The 17,603-nt window shown below is 50.0% G+C and carries 21 protein-coding genes; 18 read left to right on the forward strand and 3 right to left on the reverse strand.

Annotated features, from left to right (window positions below):
- Window positions 1-2 precede the first annotated feature (2 nt).
- From rpsN to QZ310_RS03330, 17 genes are all read left to right on the forward strand, one after another.
- Window positions 3-272: a 30S ribosomal protein S14 gene (rpsN, locus tag QZ310_RS03250; RefSeq protein WP_123615502.1), complete on the forward strand. Its 270-nt coding sequence runs from the start codon at window positions 3-5 to the stop codon at window positions 270-272.
- A 311-nt stretch (window positions 273-583) separates the two neighbouring features.
- A complete protein-coding gene (gene rpsH / locus QZ310_RS03255) occupies window positions 584-982 on the forward strand; it encodes a 30S ribosomal protein S8 (protein ID WP_297070320.1) in 399 nt (132 codons plus the stop codon).
- A 22-nt stretch (window positions 983-1,004) separates the two neighbouring features.
- The gene (rplF, locus tag QZ310_RS03260; RefSeq protein WP_297070322.1) at window positions 1,005-1,562 is read left to right on the forward strand and encodes a 50S ribosomal protein L6; all 558 of its coding nucleotides are present in this window, start codon (window positions 1,005-1,007) and stop codon (window positions 1,560-1,562) included.
- A 17-nt stretch (window positions 1,563-1,579) separates the two neighbouring features.
- Window positions 1,580-1,921 (forward strand): 50S ribosomal protein L18, encoded by a 342-nt coding sequence (gene rplR, locus QZ310_RS03265; RefSeq protein ID WP_297070324.1) that lies wholly within the window; start codon window positions 1,580-1,582, stop codon window positions 1,919-1,921.
- Window positions 1,922-1,927: 6 nt separating this feature from the next.
- A complete protein-coding gene (rpsE, locus tag QZ310_RS03270) occupies window positions 1,928-2,446 on the forward strand; it encodes a 30S ribosomal protein S5 (RefSeq protein ID WP_297070326.1) in 519 nt (172 codons plus the stop codon).
- Window positions 2,447-2,461: 15 nt separating this feature from the next.
- Entirely contained in the window at window positions 2,462-2,641 is a 180-nt protein-coding gene (gene rpmD / locus QZ310_RS03275) for a 50S ribosomal protein L30 (RefSeq protein WP_297070328.1), read from the forward strand.
- Window positions 2,642-2,665: 24 nt separating this feature from the next.
- A complete protein-coding gene (gene rplO / locus QZ310_RS03280; protein WP_297070330.1) occupies window positions 2,666-3,112 on the forward strand; it encodes a 50S ribosomal protein L15 in 447 nt (148 codons plus the stop codon).
- A gap of 17 nt (window positions 3,113-3,129) precedes the next feature.
- The gene (gene secY, locus QZ310_RS03285) at window positions 3,130-4,479 is read left to right on the forward strand and encodes a preprotein translocase subunit SecY (RefSeq protein ID WP_297070332.1); all 1,350 of its coding nucleotides are present in this window, start codon (window positions 3,130-3,132) and stop codon (window positions 4,477-4,479) included.
- 40 nt (window positions 4,480-4,519) lie between these two features.
- Window positions 4,520-5,302 (forward strand): type I methionyl aminopeptidase, encoded by a 783-nt coding sequence (gene map, locus QZ310_RS03290; RefSeq protein ID WP_297070334.1) that lies wholly within the window; start codon window positions 4,520-4,522, stop codon window positions 5,300-5,302.
- A 32-nt stretch (window positions 5,303-5,334) separates the two neighbouring features.
- Window positions 5,335-5,553 carry a translation initiation factor IF-1 gene (gene infA / locus QZ310_RS03295; protein ID WP_107031232.1) on the forward strand — a complete coding sequence of 73 codons (219 nt, stop codon included), beginning with the start codon at window positions 5,335-5,337 and terminating at the stop codon, window positions 5,551-5,553.
- 64 nt (window positions 5,554-5,617) lie between these two features.
- Window positions 5,618-5,734, forward strand: a complete 117-nt coding sequence (gene rpmJ, locus QZ310_RS03300; protein WP_016562612.1) for a 50S ribosomal protein L36 — start codon at window positions 5,618-5,620, stop codon at window positions 5,732-5,734.
- 161 nt (window positions 5,735-5,895) lie between these two features.
- Window positions 5,896-6,276, forward strand: coding sequence for a 30S ribosomal protein S13 (gene rpsM / locus QZ310_RS03305; protein ID WP_286066597.1), 381 nt, complete (start codon window positions 5,896-5,898; stop codon window positions 6,274-6,276).
- A 9-nt stretch (window positions 6,277-6,285) separates the two neighbouring features.
- Window positions 6,286-6,675, forward strand: coding sequence for a 30S ribosomal protein S11 (rpsK, locus tag QZ310_RS03310; protein WP_107031234.1), 390 nt, complete (start codon window positions 6,286-6,288; stop codon window positions 6,673-6,675).
- 299 nt (window positions 6,676-6,974) lie between these two features.
- Window positions 6,975-7,580 carry a 30S ribosomal protein S4 gene (rpsD, locus tag QZ310_RS03315; RefSeq protein ID WP_297070341.1) on the forward strand — a complete coding sequence of 202 codons (606 nt, stop codon included), beginning with the start codon at window positions 6,975-6,977 and terminating at the stop codon, window positions 7,578-7,580.
- Window positions 7,581-7,597: 17 nt separating this feature from the next.
- Complete coding sequence (locus QZ310_RS03320) at window positions 7,598-8,590, forward strand: DNA-directed RNA polymerase subunit alpha (protein WP_297070343.1); 993 nt, start codon at window positions 7,598-7,600, stop codon at window positions 8,588-8,590.
- 8 nt (window positions 8,591-8,598) lie between these two features.
- Window positions 8,599-9,102 (forward strand): 50S ribosomal protein L17, encoded by a 504-nt coding sequence (gene rplQ, locus QZ310_RS03325; RefSeq protein WP_297070345.1) that lies wholly within the window; start codon window positions 8,599-8,601, stop codon window positions 9,100-9,102.
- Window positions 9,103-9,502: 400 nt separating this feature from the next.
- Complete coding sequence (locus QZ310_RS03330) at window positions 9,503-9,787, forward strand: hypothetical protein (protein WP_297070347.1); 285 nt, start codon at window positions 9,503-9,505, stop codon at window positions 9,785-9,787.
- A 513-nt stretch (window positions 9,788-10,300) separates the two neighbouring features.
- Here QZ310_RS03330 and QZ310_RS03335 read toward each other — a convergent pair.
- Window positions 10,301-11,683, reverse strand: coding sequence for an MFS transporter (locus tag QZ310_RS03335; RefSeq protein WP_297070348.1), 1,383 nt, complete (start codon window positions 11,681-11,683; stop codon window positions 10,301-10,303).
- Between the two features lie 1,288 nt (window positions 11,684-12,971).
- Between QZ310_RS03335 and QZ310_RS03340 the strand changes: the two genes are divergently transcribed.
- Window positions 12,972-15,005: a transketolase gene (locus QZ310_RS03340; RefSeq protein WP_297070350.1), complete on the forward strand. Its 2,034-nt coding sequence runs from the start codon at window positions 12,972-12,974 to the stop codon at window positions 15,003-15,005.
- A 217-nt stretch (window positions 15,006-15,222) separates the two neighbouring features.
- Here the strand turns inward: QZ310_RS03340 and msrB are convergent, their stop codons facing one another.
- Window positions 15,223-16,206, reverse strand: coding sequence for a peptide-methionine (R)-S-oxide reductase MsrB (gene msrB, locus QZ310_RS03345; protein ID WP_297070353.1), 984 nt, complete (start codon window positions 16,204-16,206; stop codon window positions 15,223-15,225).
- Window positions 16,207-16,598: 392 nt separating this feature from the next.
- The gene (locus tag QZ310_RS03350; protein WP_297070355.1) at window positions 16,599-17,399 is read right to left on the reverse strand and encodes a T9SS type A sorting domain-containing protein; all 801 of its coding nucleotides are present in this window, start codon (window positions 17,397-17,399) and stop codon (window positions 16,599-16,601) included.
- Window positions 17,400-17,603: the final 204 nt, after the last annotated feature.

Consider the following 17,603-nt stretch of genomic DNA (forward strand, 5'->3'; position numbering starts at 1 on the left):
CTATGGCAAAAGAATCAATGAAGGCACGCGAGGTAAAACGCGCTAAGCTCGTTGCCAAGTATGCCAAGAAGAAAGCCGAACTCAAGGCTGCCGGTGACTACGAAGGTCTCCAGCTCCTCCCGAAGAACGCTTCTACCGTACGCCTCCACAACCGTTGCTCAATCACCGGTCGTCCCAAAGGCTACATGCGTCAGTTCGGTATTTCACGTATTCAGTTCCGCGAAATGGCTTCTGCCGGTCTCATCCCCGGTGTGAAGAAGGCTTCTTGGTAAGCCACTGTTTGGGCTGAATGGCCTCGACAAAGCCATCTAAGCTTTTCCAGCACTCTGTTTCCTGACAGTCGACGGCTCGAGAGTCGTTACCTCTAAGCGGAGTCCCGGTCAGAAAGTTACTCCTAATCCCGCTTGACCAGGCCCGCAGCCGTCCGACATGAAGGAACCTTTTTTCAGAAGCTGATAGCCGGACGCCCCGACACCCTTTCGTCAATCCCCCCTCTCCACCTCTCACCTCTAAAGCTCCAAAGAATCACAGTGAGTATTAAATATTGTTGGGAAAATCCCAATCAATTTAAACATTTTTCAAAATGACTGATCCTATAGCAGATTATCTGACAAGATTGAGAAATGCAATCAAAGCCAACCACCGTGTGGTAGAGATTCCTGCCTCAAACTTGAAGCGAGAGATCACCAAGATTCTCTTCGAACAAGGCTACATCCTCAACTACAAGTTTGAGGAGAGCGAAAATCCCGCCGGCACAATCAAGATTGCCCTCAAGTACGATCCCGTTGACAAGGTCAACGCTATCAAGAACCTTGAGCGCGTATCGCGTCCCGGTCTCCGCCGTTATACCGGCTACAAAGATATGCCTCGTGTGTTGAACGGACTCGGCATCGCCATCCTCTCAACCTCGAAGGGTGTGATGACTAACAAGAAGGCCCGCGACCTTAAGATCGGTGGCGAGGTCCTTTGCTACGTTTACTAATCAATAAGGAGGATACATAATTATGTCAAGAATAGGTAAAGCTCCCATTGAGATCCCCGCAGGTGTACAGGTCACCGTCGACAAGGATAATGTAGTAACCGTAAAAGGTCCTAAAGGCACCCTTACTCAGAAAGTAAATCCCGACCTCGAAGTGAAGGTTGAAGACAACCATATCGTTGTCACCCGTCCCAGCGACGACCGCGAGCACCGCGCTCAGCACGGTCTCTACCGCGCTCTCCTTCACAACATGGTTGTTGGTGTTTCTACCGGCTATCGTAAGGAAATGGAATTAGTTGGTGTGGGTTACCGCGCCGCCGCCACCGGTCAGGTGCTTGAGCTCTCGCTCGGTTATTCACACGCTATATATATCAAGCTTCCCCCCGAAGTTAAGGTTGAAGCTAAGAGCGAGCGTAACAAGAATCCTCTCATCATCCTCGAGAGCGACGACAAGCAGCTCCTCGGCCAGGTGTGTGCCAAGATCCGTTCACTCCGCAAGCCTGAACCCTACAAGGGCAAAGGTATCAAGTTTGTGGGCGAAATTATCCGTCGCAAGTCGGGTAAGTCGGCAAGTGCTAAATAATTAAATTGATTAAAACAATGGTTTCTAAGATACAACGTAGAAATAAAATCAAGGCCCGCATCCGTGGCAAGATTTCCGGCACCGCCTCTCGTCCCCGCATGTCGGTTTTCCGCAGCAACAAGCAGATTTATGTCCAGCTCATCGACGACCTCGCAGGAACTACTCTCTGCGCAACTTCGTCAAAGGGCATTGAAGAGGGCACCAAGTGTGAAATCGCAGCCAAGGTTGGCGAAGCCATCGCTCAGAAGGCTCTCGCAGCAGGTATCACCGAAGTCGTTTTCGACCGTAACGGTTACCTCTTCCACGGCAGAGTAAAATCATTGGCAGATGCCGCACGCAAAGGCGGCCTTAAATTCTAAGAAGATATGGCAAATAAGAACAATAAAGTAAAGTCTACTAACGATCTCGAACTCAAGGATCGTCTGGTTGCCATCAACCGCGTTACCAAGGTGACAAAAGGTGGCCGCACCTTTACATTTGCTGCCATCGTTGTCGTTGGTAATGAAAACGGCATCGTAGGCTGGGGTCTCGGCAAAGCCAATGAAGTTCAGGCTGCTATCGCTAAGGGCGTAGAGTCTGCAAAGAAGAATCTCATCAAGGTTCCCGTTCACCGTGGCACCATCCCCCACGAGCAGTTCGCAAAGTTCGGCGGTTCTCGCGTCATCCTCAAGCCCGCAAGCCACGGTACCGGTGTTAAGGCCGGTGGTGCGATGCGTGCCGTGCTTGAGAGCGTAGGTATCACCGACGTGCTCGCTAAGTCAAAGGGTTCTTCCAACCCCCACAACCTCGTCAAGGCTACCATCGCCGCTCTCGGCGAAATGCGTTCACCCGCTCAGGTGGCTCAGAACCGTGGTATCTCAATCGAACAAGTGTTTAACGGCTAATCCTCCATATATCAAATGGCAAAAATTAAAATCACCCAGATCAAGAGCCGCATCAACGCACCCGCTGTTCAGAAGCGCACCCTTGATGCTCTCGGCCTGAGAAAAATGAATCATTCGGTTGTCCTCGAGGACACCCCCTCTATCATGGGTATGGTTAAAGCAGTCAGCCACTTGGTAAAAGTGACCAACGCCTAATTTCTAAAAATCATTAACACAACTATGGATTTAAGCAATTTAAAACCCGCTGTAGGCTCTGTGCAGAAGAAAACCCGCATCGGCCGTGGTGCCGGTTCCGGCAAGGGTGGTACATCTACCCGTGGTCACAAAGGTGCAAAGTCTCGTTCAGGCTACAGCCGTAAGATAGGCTTCGAAGGTGGTCAGATGCCTCTTCAGCGTCGCCTCCCCAAATTCGGTTTCAAGCCCCTGTCACGCACTGAATACAAGGCTGTCAACCTCGTTGACCTCGAAAACCTTGCAAACAGCGCCAACCTCGACAAGATCGGTGTGGCAGAGCTCATCGCTGCAGGTGTCGTTAACGGCAAGCAGCCCGTTAAGATCCTTGCCAACGGCAAGCTCACCAAAAAGCTCACCGTTGAGGCAAATGCTTTCTCCGCTGCCGCTGAGAAGGCAATCGTTGAAGCCGGAGGCTCTATCAATAAAATTTAATCCCCCTTCTCCTCGAAATGAGATTTATTGAAACAATCCGTAACATCTGGACCATTGAGGAACTGAGAAAACGCATTCTCGTCACTCTTCTGTTGGTGCTCGTTTATCGTCTCGGCTGCTACGTCGTGCTTCCCGGCATCTCGCCGGAAGATCTCGACGCGCTGTCGAAGTTTACCAACAAGAGCGGTCTGATGCAGCTTCTCGACATGTTCTCGGGAGGTGCGTTCTCTCAGGCTTCCATCTTTGCTCTGGGTATCATGCCCTACATTACTGCGTCCATCGTGATTCAGCTCCTCGGCATGGTGCTCCCTTCTTTCCAGAAGATGCAGAGCGAGGGTGAGAGCGGCCGACAGAAGCTCAGTCAGTACACCCGCTACTTGACCGTGCTGATTCTGCTCCTTCAGGGTCCTGCTTATCTTGTAAATCTCCAAGTCCAGGTGAGTGCCGCCACTGGCGGTGCCCACATGGGCTTTTGGACATTGGCATTCCTTACTGTAATCCTTGCAGCCGGCTCCATGTTCATCATGTGGCTCGGCGAGCGGATCACTGACCGCGGTATCGGCAATGGTATCTCCTTCATCATCCTTGTAGGTATCATTGCCCGTCTTCCGGGAGCGCTCTTCTACGAATTCACCAGCCGTCTCCCGGGTGCCACCGGCAGCCAGGGCGGTCTGATCATGTTCGTTGTAGAGATCATCCTCCTCTTCGCCGTCACAGTCGGTGCTGTACTTCTCGTGCAGGGCACACGCAAGGTTCCCGTGCAGTATGCAAAGCGTATTGTCGGCAACCGCCAGTATGGAGGCGCCCGCCAGTATATTCCTTTGAAGGTTAATGCCGCCGGTGTGATGCCCATCATCTTCGCCCAGGCAATCATGTTCATTCCCATCACTCTTGCCGGCTTCGGCAGCTCAGAGGGATCTTCGGGATTCTACGCAGCCTTCTCGGATATCAACGGCTTCTGGTATAATCTTGTCTATTTCATCCTCATTGTAGCCTTCACTTATTTCTATACAGCCATCACAGTGCGTCCCACCCAGATGGCAGAGGATATGAAGCGCAACAATGGTTTCATCCCCGGCGTGAAGCCCGGTAAGAAGACCGCAGAGTATCTCGACTCCATCATGTCGCGCATCACTCTTCCCGGTTCACTCTTCCTTGGCATCGTGGCCATCCTTCCGGCGTTCGCGCGCTTCTTCGGCATCAGCCAGAACTTCGCGCAGTTCTTCGGTGGTACTTCCCTTCTGATTCTCGTCGGTGTTGTTCTCGACACCCTCCAGCAGATTGAAAGTCACCTGATGATGCACCACTACGACGGCCTCATGAAAGATGGCAAGATCAAAGGCCGTACTACCGGTTCGGCATATTAATGCTGTTAACTCGATTACCGCAGATTTTTTCATTAGATAAATGATTTATCTTAAGACTCCAGAAGAAATCGAAAAAGTGCGACAGGCATGCACGCTTGTGAGCCGCACACTTGGCGAAGTGGCCAAGTGGGTGGCTCCGGGCGTGACTACCCGTCACCTCGACAATATAGCGCGTGAGTTCATGCGCGACAATGGCGGAAAGCCCGCCTGTCTCGGTTACGGAGGTTTTCCGGGCACCCTCTGCATAGAGGTCAATGAAACCGTCGTCCACGGTTTCCCTTCAGGTTACGAGCTTCGCGACGGCGACATCATCGGTGTCGATACAGTTGTCGAGCTCGACGGTTACAATGGCGACATGTGCTACACTTTCCCTGTCGGAGAGGTCGCTCCCGAAGTCCTTGCGCTCTGCAAGGTCACTAAGGAGTCGCTCTACAAGGGCATCGCCGCCGCTCAGGAAGGCAAGCGCATCGGTGATATTGCAAACGCCGTGCAGACCTATTGCGAACGCCACGGCTACACAGTCGTCCGCGAGATGTGTGGCCACGGAATCGGCAAGAAGATGCACGAGGATCCTGAAGTTCCCAACTATGGTCGTCGCGGTGTAGGACCAGTCCTTAAAAAAGGAATGTGTATCTGCATCGAACCCATGATCAATCTCGGAAGCCGCAACATCGTCATCGAGAAGGATGGCTGGCAGTGCCGAACAAAGGACCGCAAGCCCTCTGCGCATTATGAGCACACGATCACTATCACGCCCGAAGGACCGGAGATCCTGACCACATTCGACTATATCGAGGAAGCTCTCGGGGATAGATTCATTTAAAATTCAAAATCATTTGTTGAAACCAATAAAACATGGCAAAACAGGCAGCAATCGAACTTGACGGCACTATCGTCGAAGCATTGTCAAACGCAATGTTCCGCGTCGAGCTTGAAAACGGGCATGAGATCACAGCCCACATCTCCGGCAAGATGCGTATGCATTACATCAAAATCCTTCCCGGCGATAAGGTGAAAGTTGAAATGTCACCTTACGATCTCTCGAAGGGCCGCATCGCTTTCCGCTACAAATAATCGGAAACGCCCTGCACAACAATTTCAAAGATACAATATTCAACTTCAATACACTGATAAACCAATGAAAGTAAGAGCTTCAGTTAAAAAGCGCACTCCGGACAGCAAGATCGTGCGCCGCAAGGGACGTCTTTACGTCATCAACAAGAAAAACCCTAAATACAAGCAGCGTCAAGGCTAATGAGCTGTCCCGCGAAAGCGGATGGCTCTATTGTAGCGTCTTATTAGTTAATATTTCCCAATGATTCCTAATAAGTGTTTCAAATCGCTGTCCAACCGCTTCGCAGTCAGCAAAAAAGTATTACCTTTGCAAAAATTTTAGTCAAGTAATCAAATTATTATATGGCAGTAAGAATCGTGGGAGTTGACCTCCCCCAGAACAAAAGAGGTGAAATCGCCCTGACCTATATTTTTGGTATCGGACGCAGCGCAGCCAAGACCATTCTTGAAAAGGCCGGCGTTGACGTTAATATCAAAGTCAAGGATTGGAGCGACGACCAGGCAGCCAAGGTTCGTGAAGTAATCGGCAGCGATTACAAGGTGGAGGGTGACCTTCGCAGCGAAATCCAGCTCAACATCAAGCGTCTTATGGACATCGGTTGCTACCGTGGCATCCGTCATCGTAACGGTCTTCCCGTGCGTGGCCAGAGCACCAAGAACAACGCCCGTACTCGCAAGGGTCGCAAGAAAACTGTTGCTAACAAGAAAAAAGCTACTAAATAATAAATCAACATGGCAAAAAAGACAGTCGCAGCTAAGAAACGTAACGTTAAGGTTGACGCCGCCGGTCAGCTTCACGTTCACTCGTCTTTCAACAACATCATTGTGTGCTTAGCCAACTCTGAAGGTCAGGTTATCTCCTGGTCATCTGCAGGCAAGATGGGTTTCCGTGGCTCAAAGAAGAACACTCCCTACGCTGCTCAGATGGCAGCTCAGGATTGCGCAAAAGTTGCCTATGACCTCGGCCTCCGCAAAGTGAAGGCTTATGTCAAGGGTCCCGGCAACGGCCGCGAATCAGCTATCCGTACCGTTCATGGCGCAGGCATCGAAGTTACTGAAATCGTTGACGTAACTCCGCTTCCCCACAACGGATGCCGTCCTCCCAAGCGTCGTCGCGTCTAATCTGACCGCGTCATCACGCTTACCGTCGGTCCTCCATGACTTCCCGCTCTTAACTTTCATATATAATTTGAGAAGCAGAGGCCGACACAAAGTAAATTTTGATTCATCAATTTTACACCCGTCCTTAAGTCATCCCCCATTCGCTCTTCCGGCATTTTTACCTTCCGGCATGAAGCAAGGATGAAGCCATCTGTGAAATAGACCATATTTTTTTCACCTCTCTATGGTCGCGGCTGTCACAAAGGCAGATTCCTCCGGTTTGACGATAACAGGACAAACAATTTCAAACAAACACAAAAATGGCAAGATACACAGGTCCCCGCACCAAAATCGCCCGTAAGTTCGGCGAACCCATCTTCGGTGAAGATAAAGTCCTCGCCAAGAAGAACTATCCCCCGGGCCAGCATGGACTCAACAAAAGAAGAAAAACTTCTGAGTACGGTGTTCAGCTCCGCGAGAAGCAGAAAGCTAAATACACATACGGCGTGCTCGAAAAGCAGTTCCACAACCTCTTTGACAAAGCATCACGCTCAAAGGGTATCACCGGTGAGATCCTTCTTCAGCTTCTTGAAGGTCGCCTCGACAACGTAGTTTACCGTCTTGGCATCGCCCCCACCCGTGCAGCTGCCCGTCAGCTCGTCCTTCACCGCCACATCGTTGTCAACGGTAAGGTTGTCAACATCGCCTCTTACGCTGTTAAGCCCGGCGACGTTATCGGTGTCCGCGAAAAATCAAAGTCTCTCGAAGTAATTGCCGACGCACTCGCCGGTTTCAATCACAGCAAATTCCCTTGGCTGGAATGGGACGAAAGCCTCAAGGCTGGTAAGTTCCTCCACGTTCCCGCCCGTGAAGATATTCCCGAGAACATCAAAGAGCAGCTTATCGTCGAGTTGTATTCTAAATAATCATTAAATTAAGATCCATGGCTATATTAGCATTCCAGAAACCCGACAAAGTCCTCATGTTGGAAGCCGACAATCATTTCGGTAAATTTGAGTTTAAGCCATTGGAACCGGGATATGGTATAACCATTGGCAACGCCCTGCGTCGCATCCTTCTCTCCTCGCTCGAAGGTTTTGCAATTTCGTCGATCCGCATCGACGGTGTAAGACACGAGTTTGACACTATCCCCGGCGTCAAGGAAGATGTCACAAACATCATTCTTAACCTCAAAAAAGTCAACCTCAAGCAGACGGTTGAAGATACCGACTTCGAAAAGGCTACCATCACTGTGTCAGGTCAGGAAGAGTTCACAGCCGGTGACATTAGCAAGGTCCTCTCAGGATTTGAAGTCCTGAACCCTGATCTTGTAATCTGTCATTTGGATCCGAGCGCCAGCTTCACTATCGACCTCACCATCAATAAGGGTCGTGGTTGGGTTCCCGCCGAGGAAAACCGTAACGCCAACGACGCTATCGATGTCCTCGCCATTGACTCGATCTACACCCCTATCCAGAACGTGAAATACACGGTGGAGAACTTCCGCGTTGATCAAAAGACCGACTACGACAAGCTCACACTTGAAATCACCACCGACGGTTCCATTCTTCCCAAGGATGCGCTTAAGGAAGCTGCGAAAATCCTCATCTATCACTTCATGCTCTTCTCCGACGAAAAGATTACTCTTGAAACGGACGAAGCTGACGGTGAAGAGGAATTCGACGAAGAAGTGCTCCACATGCGTCAGCTCCTCAAGAGCAAGCTTGTGGATATGGACCTTTCAGTCCGCGCACTCAACTGCCTTAAGAGCGCCGAGGTTGAGACCCTTGGTGAACTGGTGGTCTTCAACAAGACCGACCTCCTGAAATTCCGCAACTTCGGCAAGAAGTCGCTCACCGAGCTTGATGAGCTTCTGGCGAACCTCAATCTGTCGTTCGGAATGGACATTTCAAAATATAAACTTGATAAAGAGTAATTATAACGATGAGACATAATAAAAAATTCAATCACCTCAGTCGCAAGAAGGCTCATCGCGACGCTCTGCTCGCCAACATGACGATTTCGCTGATCATGCACAAGCGCATCTTCACAACTCTCGCCAAGGCTAAAGCTCTCCGCGTCTATGCTGAGCCCCTTATCAACCGCGCTAAGGAAGACAGCACTCCCAACCGCCGCCTCGTCTTCGCTCATCTCCAGAACAAGGAGGCCGTGACTGAACTCTTCCGCGAAATCGCTCAGAAGATTGCTAACCGCCCCGGTGGTTACACCCGCATCCTTAAGACAGGCAACCGTCTCGGTGACAACGCCAAGACTTGCTTCATCGAGCTCGTTGACTACAACGAAAACATGCTTAAGGACAACGGTGCCAAGAAGTCAACCCGCACCCGTCGTTCTCGCCGTGGTGGCAAGGCCAATGCAGCAGAAGCTCCCGCAGCAGAAGCTCCCAAGGCTGAGGCACCCGCAGCAGAAGCGCCTGCAGCAGAATAATCTTCTTCAGAAGATAAATTTCATAAAAAGCATCGCTGTCATTTATTCAAGTGGCGGCGATGTTTTTTTCTATCCATATTTTGGCCCTATTCCGCTTTTCTCCTCCTCTCATGATCTCCTCCTCCCATGATCTCCTCCTCCCATGATCTCATGATAGGTCTCATCCTCTTAAGCTATTTCTCCTTTTCTTAAGCTATTTCTCCTCCTCTTATGGCATTTCTGTTTCTTCTCCTCTTATGACATTTCTGTTTTTTCTCCTCTTAAGATGATCACCGAGCGGAATGAAGATTGCCTGTTAAGACTAATCTGTGAGATCGCACCTCGTGCATCTGAGTGACTATCCTATTCCTCGATTGCAGGAGTGAAGATTGAATATACAAACAATAATGACTTGAATTTTATGAGCCGTTTCACATCCGGTGAACGCCGGGGTTTGATTGTCCTTATAGTGCTTTTGGGTGCTTTACCGCTGTGGCTTTGCATTAAGTCATTCTTCTTCGGAAGCTCCGGAAGTAAGGATGACGGCGTTGCAGTGCGATTTGACACGCTTGCAGCGGTGCCTGATACTCTTATTGCCGATTCAGTGAATAAGCGTGTCAGAAGCCCGAAGAAAGCTGTTAAGACTAATGTAAAGAAGTCGAAACCCGCTGTAGCCCGCAACCCTTTGGATGATGTTGTGAATTGAACGAGAAACCCGCGCCGAAAGACTCCCTAACCAAATGGCAATTGGTAGATGTAGTCACCACTCCTTGCCAAATGGCAATTGGTAGGCTGCAGGTGATGTAGTCACCACTCTTACCGGATGAACTGTTAGGCTGCGAGGTGATGTAGTCACCTCTCCTTGCCGGATGAATTGGTATGCTGCGAGGCGATGTAGCCACCTCTCCTTGCCGGATGGCAACCTGAACGCTGCGAAGCAGCGGTGCGCTAATAGCCCCGCATCGAGCGGCACGGCAATGAAGCCCGTAGGGCGAAATTGCGTGCCGTGAAGGTGTGGGGTTATCGGTTGACACACAGAAATGGGCATCGAAGATGTCCGATAATATAATCGATGTCCGATAATATCATCGAGGTATAGACCCACAATCAACTCCGGCATTTATCGATGAATCGGTAAATGAATCTGTGGCGCAATAAAAAAACGTTCCGGCTTGAAATCGTCAAGTCGGAACGCTTTATATGATTAGCGGGGTGCTTATCAGAGGTTGAGCGCGTCGGGAGTCTCCTCGTCGACGGGAATGTCGGTGTTGACGTTCTTGCTGCCTACGAGACCGTAGTAGAGAAGATAGGCCAGCATTGCTACAACGAGCCAGTAAGAGGCCATGTAACCGCTTGATTTTGCAATTGCGTTCTGGATGAGAGGCATGACACCACCACCGACAACCATCATCATGAAGATACCGGAAGCCTGCGCGGTGTATTTGCCGAGACCTTCGACTGCAAGGTTGAAGATGCCACCCCACATGATGGAGGTGCAGAGGCCGCAGAGGATAAGGAGGAAGGCGCTGACGGGTACTTGTGCGCCACCTTCATAGAGGAATTCTGGAACAGGGAAGGTTGTTGTCTTCGGGATGAAGATAGCGAGGACGATAAGGATGATTGCAGTTGTCGACACGGCGATGAGCTGAGTGCGTGATGAAACCGAACCGCTGATGAATCCTGAAAGGGTACGTCCGATGAGCATGAAGAGCCAGTAGACGGCTACGATCGCACCGGCGATGGCTGATGCCTGTCCCTGCACACCTGCGCCGTTTGCGCTCTGGTCAGCGAGGTAGAAGTTGAGAGTGCCGGGGATACCGATTTCGATACCTACATAGAAGAAGATACCGACGACACCGAGGACTGTGTGGCGGAAATTCCAGGGTGAATGGGAATATTTGATTTTTTTACCGTTGCTGAGGTTGGGCTCGGGGATTGAAACGAAGCTCAGGATGACGAAAGCGACTGCGAAGATGCCGATACCGATGAAAAGGAGGGGATTGACGGCTCCTATCTGAGTCTGCTTACTGAGCACACCGATGAGCATACCGACGAAAAGCGGTGTAAGGGTGCCGGAAAGTGAATTGAGCGCGCCGCCGAACTGCAGGAGCTGGTTGCCCTTGTTGCCGCCGCCACCGAGAAGGTTGAGCATCGGGTTGACAACGGTGTTGAGCATACATACGCAGAAACCGCAGATGAAGGCACCGAGAAGATAGATGAAGAAGTTGAGTGTGATGGGGAAGGTTGTCGCTACTCCCTCGGCATTTGTTGATGAGAAGGTGGTCACGACGCTTTCTGTTCCGACGAAGCTTGAGAGGAACTGAACGAAGAGACCGATGACTCCGACTGCGAGCGCCCAGAGTGCAGTCTTCTTGTAGCCGATGCGGACGAGCATGTTGCCGGCGGGAATACCCATGAAGAGGTAGGCAAGGAAGTTCATCATGTTGCCCATCATGCCGAGCACTGAGTTTCCTTCAAACTGATAGCCCCAGATTGTTCCGATAGGAGCTGCCAGGTTTGTCACGAATGAGATCATAGCGTAGATGAAGAACATCACCACTATGGCTACTATCCGCGCATTGTTTTTAGCAGTAGTTTCCATTACGTTGTTTAGGTAGAAAGATTTGTTAATTGATTAGTGAACTTAAATTTTTTACTTAGAATTGTTGATTACAAGGTAAGAAGTAAAACCTATGGTTCAGCAAAGATAATGATTCTTTTTTGATTTTCGCGATAAAGGCTTCTGTTATTATCATTCAAAATTGACGAGAGGGAGACTTATTGTACTTTGCGGACCAAAAAGAGTCTGAAAATCCAAGTTTTTTCATGAAAAACGCCTTTGGAGAGGCTGTAATCACATTTTTTTGAAAATTTTTAATCAAAAATGGTGGTTGTTTCGTCAACATTATTTATTTTTGTGTCGCAATTCTGTAGACGTTCGTCGTTGTGCCATCTACAGCCTGATTTAATCCCGGGTTAGTGGCCGGCTTCAGATAGTCTGACAATCTTGTAAAAAAAATAAACATCCTATTATATAGAAACTGCATAAAAACAACAAACCGAAAAAATATAAATAATCTACAAAACTCGAAGGCAATTCATCCTGCCTGATTCAACAACTAATCTACTGAAACGGTCATTCCGCTATCATGAGGATTATGCGGACTTTCAATATTTCCATCCCTATTTCCTTGACGATTTTCGGTAAGTTCAAGGCCGTGACATATATCCCATGCAGCCTGTCGTCTTCCGGATTTTGTCCACCTTCACCCATGAGTTGAGAAGAATGTTTAAATTTGCCACCGGTCTTTGTGACTGATATGGCATACTGTATCCGCTGCAACCGGTCCGATCGTCCGGGTGCTGTGTTACCCGAAGATATTTTTCCGATGAGGTGTCTGTCAGTCACATCGTCTGCGTGCATATTGCCCGACGGTGTGGATTGCGGAATGCTCGCTGCAAAAATGGACGCCTCTGTTTTTTGGGCTTCAACTTACGAGCATATAGGATGAGCGCTTTCGACATCGCCGTCCGAAGCCCCCTCCGTATTGTCGTTCTTCCCGCATCATGCACGAAGGCATGGTAAAAAAGGAAAAGACTGAAAATTTTGATTCCGCTGTAAAGCGGGATTAAAGCATAGGTGATAATCCTCTTTGTGAAAAGCGGTGCATCTATTATTTGTTACTATTGTGTGTCGAATTCCTTGTCATCATGACAAGGAATTCGTTTTTAATTTGTATATTTGCCTCATATTAATACGTATTTAAATCATATTAATAGCCGTTTGCACTATTTCTGAGCAAATATCCTTATATTTGTACTGCTAATCCTTAATAGATAACGATACCATTTTTAACCGAATCATTTATTCTAATAATACTTTATAATCAATGAATCTGACAGCAGTTAACCGTGCGGCTGACAATATCCGTATTCTCGCCGCTTCTATGGTTGAAAAAGCAAAGTCCGGACATCCCGGCGGCGCCATGGGTGGCGCAGACTTTGTCAATGTACTTTACTCTCAATTTCTGATCACTGACCCGGACGACGGCAAGTGGCTTGGCCGTGACCGTTTCTTCCTCGATCCCGGCCACATGTCGCCCATGCTCTACAGTGTGCTTGCTCTCTTCGGTCACTATACAATGGCTGAGCTCGAACAGTTCCGCCAGTGGGGTTCGCCGACTCCCGGTCACCCCGAACTCCATCCCGAGCGTGGTGTCGAGAACACTTCCGGTCCTCTCGGCCAGGGCCACACAATGGCTGTCGGCTGTGCAATCGCAGAGCGTTTCATGACCGCCCGTTTCGGCGAGTGGATGAGCCACAAGACCTACGCTTTCATCTCCGACGGTGGTATTCAGGAAGAAATCTCGCAGGGCGCAGGCCGTCTTGCCGGTTATCTCGGTCTCCACAATCTCATCATGTTCTATGACAGCAACCGTGTGCAGCTCTCGACAATGGTCGATGCAGTTGACCGCGAGGATGTCGCTGCCAAGTATCGCGCATGGCACTGGAATGTGATTGAAATCAACGGTAATGATCCCGTGGAGATTGCCAACGCTATCGTTGCTGCCCAGGGTGAGAAGGAGAAACCGACCCTCATCATCGGCCACACCGTGATGGGCAAGGGTGTTGTCAAGGCTGACGGTTCCAATTTCGAAGGCCAGTGCTCGACCCACGGTCAGCCCCTCAGCGCATCCGGCGCTGACTATGCTGCCACAATGAAGAATCTCGGTGCCGATCCCGAGAATCCCTGGGTTATCTTCGACGATGTCAAGGCTCTCTACGATGCCCGTCGTCAGGAACTCCGCGAAATCGTGAAAGCAAAACGTGCCGAGCAGGCTGCCTGGGAGGCTGCAAATCCCGAACTTGCAAAGGAACTCCACACATTCCTTGACAACAAGCTTCCTGAAATCGACTGGAAAGCCATTCCCCACAAGGCAAACATCGCTTCGCGGCAGGCTTCGGCCGATGTCCTCGGTGTACTCGCTGAGAAGGTCAACAACATGATTGTTTCGTCTGCCGACCTTGCAAACTCCGATAAGACCGACGCCTTCCTCAAGAAGACCCATCCCTTCACCAACGGTGACTTCTCGGGTGCATTCCTCCACGCAGGTGTATCTGAGCTTACAATGGCTGCGGTCATGAACGGTATCGTTCTCCACGGTGGTGTCATCGGTGCCTGCGGTACATTCTTCGTGTTCAGCGACTACATGAAGCCCGCTGTCCGCATGGCCGCTCTCATGGAGCTCCCCGTGAAGTATATCTGGACACACGACGCATTCCGCGTTGGTGAGGATGGTCCTACCCACGAGCCCGTTGAGCAGGAAGCTCAGCTCCGTCTGATGGAAGAACTCCGCAACTTCAACGGCGAACCCTCGATGCTCGTCCTCCGTCCTGCCGACGCAGCCGAGACTTCCGTTGCATGGGCAATGGCTATGGAGAACTTCAAGACTCCGTCGGCTCTCGTGCTTTCGCGCCAGAATCTTCCCGACCTTCCCGCTGCGTCAGGCGACCGTTTCGCTGAGGCAAATGCAGGTTGCCGCAAGGGTGGCTATACTGTTGTAGAGGCTGAGAACCCCGACGTGATTCTCGTTGCCAACGGTTCTGAAGTTTCACTCCTCTGCGAAGTTGCCGAGAAGCTCGCAGCTGAAGGCAAGAAGGCCCGTGTGGTTTCAGTTCCCTCGCTCGGTCTCTTCTTCCTCCAGGATGCCGACTACCGCAAGTCGGTGATGACTCCCGGTGTTCCCGCCTTCGGTCTCACCGCCGGTCTTCCCTCGACACTCCGCGAGATTGTAGGTGCCGACGGTATGGTATTCGGTCTCGACCACTTCGGTGCTTCCGCTCCCTACAAGGTGCTTGATGAGAAGTTCGGTTTCACAGCCGACCATGTCAAGGGTCTTGTTGATAAGTTCCTCGGAGCTTAATCAAAAATGACAAATTTTCGGTCAAATGACCGGATGCTGTGAAGATAATCATTCGAAATTTTGCAAAATGTGTAAAATTGTCATACCTTTGCGCCCGATTTTGAAATTTATCTAACAGTAGTTTCTTTATAAAAAGCAGCCTGCATCCCATTCGAGATGCAGGCTGCTCCGTTTTTGTTATCGGTTCCTATGGTCAATTACGGTCTGATTACTGTTCTCAGCTTTGTTCGATGAGCGGGATATAAGCTCCGTAGCCTGATTCGGCCATTTCATCGAGGGGAATGAAGCGGAGTGCGGCACTGTTGATGCAATATCTCAAACCTCCGCGATGTTTCGGCCCGTCGGGAAATACATGGCCGAGATGAGCGTCGCCGACGCGGCTTCTGACCTCCGTGCGCGTCATTCCGTGTGAGTTGTCGCTCTTTTCAATCAATACGTTTTTGTCAATAGGCTTTGAGAAACTCGGCCAGCCGCATCCGGAGTCAAATTTGTCGGTTGACACGAAGAGTGGTTCGCCTGTTGTTATGTCGACGTAGATTCCTTTGCGATGATTGTCGAAGTATTCGTTGCGGTATGGCGGTTCGGTTGCGTTCTCGCGGGTGACGGCATACTGGATCGGATTCAGCCGTTCATGGAGCTCGCTGTCGGATGCTTTGGCGTAAGGTGACGGGTCGACAGATATGGACTTTGTCTGTCGGGCTTTGCGGGCTATTGCAAACAGTTGGGGATTGATGTGGCAGTAGCCTGTCGGATTTTTGTCGAGGTAGTCCTGATGGTATGGTTCTGCCGGATAGAAGTTCCGGATGGGCAGCACCTCTACGGCTATTGGAGCGGAGTAGAGCTGAGCCTCCTTTGCAAGTTCGGCGAGGGCTATCACCTGCTGCTCCGCGTTCGTGAAGTAGATTCCTGTTCGGTATTGAGTCCCGACATCGTTACCTTGGCGGTTGACGGTGGTCGGGTCAATGGTCATCAGATAGAGCTGTATGAGGAATTGCAGGTTGATTTTAGAGGAGTCATAGTCCACGCGCACACATTCGGCAGCCTCTGTGCGGCCGGTGCATACCTCCTTGTATGATGGGTCGGGAACTATGCTGTTGGCATAGCCTGCGCAGGTCGCCGTCACTCCCTCGATTTGTTTGAAGAAGTGTTCGGTACCCCAGAAGCAGCCTCCGGCAAAATAGATGGTCTGGTTATTGTCCATGATTTTGTGATTGTCTGTTAGGAGATGTTGAAAAAGGATTGAGGTGTGTCGGTTGACGGTGTTTAAACGTCTTGGCATCCCTTGTGGTTTAGGCTGTGTGCCCCACCTCGGTTATGGGTTATGGTATATAAGGGCACAAGCCGTAATTACGGTGCATTAAATCCGTCAACATCTGAAAAGGGTATAGAAAGACAGAAGGTCAGAAGATACAAAAAGATTAATTTCAGCAAATTATACTTCTGTTGCTTTTGTTTATTTTGTTCTTTTGTATCTTATATGAACCTTGAACCATAAAAAGACATCGTGCCGTCCTTGAAATGAGTATCCTGTGGACGACACGATGTATTTTTATTTGTGTTGCCTGATATGGCTTAGAAGATTATAGCCTTGTTTCAGCGGGCAATGAGTTTTGCAACCTTGCCGCCAGCTTTGACAATGTAGATGCCGGGGGCGGGGAGGCTGATTGCATGGCTGTTTGCGTTTGCGCTGCGTGAGATGAGCTGACCGGTGATGTTGTAGACAACTGCATCCTCAGCTCCATCCACACGGAGTTCGAGACCGTTGATGCTGATGGTTACCGCATCCGATGTCACGGTGCCGATAGCTGCGTTTGAGGCAATCTCCATCTTGAGTTCAGCGGGAGTGCCGGCGGGTACAACGAGGTAAGCTTTATTGCGGGCGAGGTACTGTTCGTTGGATGTCACGAAGCCGATTGAACCGTCGGAAAGACGACCGAGCACGCGCATGGTAGCTTTGTCGTTGGGTGTGCGGTTCTTGTGGACAAGGTCATTGTTGTTGAAGTAGACGCCTTTCAGCATATTTCCTGCGACGGCTGAACCGTTGCCACCAAGACTGAGTTTGTTGCCGGAGGGAACAGCAGATGAGCACTTGATGATGACAGGAGTTCCTTTGGCTACAGTGCCGTTGATTTCCTTGATGTAGGCAGTCCCGTTTTCAACTGAGCTTACATAGTAGGCAGTCATGCCTTCCGAATGGAAATCGAAGGGGAAATCGGCATAGAGCGTTGCATAGTGGTCGGCTCCCTGCTGGAATTCCGGAGTGATGCCGAAGTAGTTGCTGTTTGCAGTTGTGATGGGGAAAATACGCCAACGACAATACTCATCGTTGTCGAGACAGGATACATAACCACGGTCGTTCGAATTTTTTGTTGCATCACCAATATAGCGAACCATGCCGCTGTTACGGCCATAGATACTGTAAAGCCCATTTCTCTGGTAGATCGTTACAGGGTAATCTATAATTTTCTGAACGCCGGTTCCTTGCGCTTGAAGATCGTAGTCTTGCTGTTTACCGTCCAGATTTTTTATATATATGACGGTTGCAGGATCAGAAATTGTCTTTTCATAGTTTTTCCACAATTCAATTGCTCCAAGTTC

It is taken from the genome of uncultured Duncaniella sp., assembly GCF_910577345.1.
Taxonomy (GTDB): Bacteria; Bacteroidota; Bacteroidia; order Bacteroidales; family Muribaculaceae; genus Duncaniella.

What these genes read in the sequence shown, in the direction of transcription:
- rpmD (WP_297070328.1), top strand. Translation starts at nt 2,462, where the DNA reads ATGGCAAAAATTAAAATCACCCAGATCAAGAGCCGCATCAACGCACCC.
- rpsE (WP_297070326.1), top strand. Translation starts at nt 1,928, where the DNA reads ATGGCAAATAAGAACAATAAAGTAAAGTCTACTAACGATCTCGAACTC.
- infA (WP_107031232.1), top strand. Translation starts at nt 5,335, where the DNA reads ATGGCAAAACAGGCAGCAATCGAACTTGACGGCACTATCGTCGAAGCA.
- rpsD (WP_297070341.1), top strand. Translation starts at nt 6,975, where the DNA reads ATGGCAAGATACACAGGTCCCCGCACCAAAATCGCCCGTAAGTTCGGC.
- QZ310_RS03330 (WP_297070347.1), top strand. Translation starts at nt 9,503, where the DNA reads ATGAGCCGTTTCACATCCGGTGAACGCCGGGGTTTGATTGTCCTTATA.
- rplR (WP_297070324.1), top strand. Translation starts at nt 1,580, where the DNA reads ATGGTTTCTAAGATACAACGTAGAAATAAAATCAAGGCCCGCATCCGT.
- msrB (WP_297070353.1), bottom strand. Translation starts at nt 16,206, where the DNA reads ATGGACAATAACCAGACCATCTATTTTGCCGGAGGCTGCTTCTGGGGT.
- rplO (WP_297070330.1), top strand. Translation starts at nt 2,666, where the DNA reads ATGGATTTAAGCAATTTAAAACCCGCTGTAGGCTCTGTGCAGAAGAAA.
- QZ310_RS03335 (WP_297070348.1), bottom strand. Translation starts at nt 11,683, where the DNA reads ATGGAAACTACTGCTAAAAACAATGCGCGGATAGTAGCCATAGTGGTG.
- rpsM (WP_286066597.1), top strand. Translation starts at nt 5,896, where the DNA reads ATGGCAGTAAGAATCGTGGGAGTTGACCTCCCCCAGAACAAAAGAGGT.
- map (WP_297070334.1), top strand. Translation starts at nt 4,520, where the DNA reads ATGATTTATCTTAAGACTCCAGAAGAAATCGAAAAAGTGCGACAGGCA.
- rpsH (WP_297070320.1), top strand. Translation starts at nt 584, where the DNA reads ATGACTGATCCTATAGCAGATTATCTGACAAGATTGAGAAATGCAATC.
- secY (WP_297070332.1), top strand. Translation starts at nt 3,130, where the DNA reads ATGAGATTTATTGAAACAATCCGTAACATCTGGACCATTGAGGAACTG.
- rpmJ (WP_016562612.1), top strand. Translation starts at nt 5,618, where the DNA reads ATGAAAGTAAGAGCTTCAGTTAAAAAGCGCACTCCGGACAGCAAGATC.
- QZ310_RS03340 (WP_297070350.1), top strand. Translation starts at nt 12,972, where the DNA reads ATGAATCTGACAGCAGTTAACCGTGCGGCTGACAATATCCGTATTCTC.
- rpsK (WP_107031234.1), top strand. Translation starts at nt 6,286, where the DNA reads ATGGCAAAAAAGACAGTCGCAGCTAAGAAACGTAACGTTAAGGTTGAC.
- rpsN (WP_123615502.1), top strand. Translation starts at nt 3, where the DNA reads ATGGCAAAAGAATCAATGAAGGCACGCGAGGTAAAACGCGCTAAGCTC.
- rplQ (WP_297070345.1), top strand. Translation starts at nt 8,599, where the DNA reads ATGAGACATAATAAAAAATTCAATCACCTCAGTCGCAAGAAGGCTCAT.
- rplF (WP_297070322.1), top strand. Translation starts at nt 1,005, where the DNA reads ATGTCAAGAATAGGTAAAGCTCCCATTGAGATCCCCGCAGGTGTACAG.
- QZ310_RS03350 (WP_297070355.1), bottom strand. Translation starts at nt 17,399, where the DNA reads ATGGTTCGCTATATTGGTGATGCAACAAAAAATTCGAACGACCGTGGT.
- QZ310_RS03320 (WP_297070343.1), top strand. Translation starts at nt 7,598, where the DNA reads ATGGCTATATTAGCATTCCAGAAACCCGACAAAGTCCTCATGTTGGAA.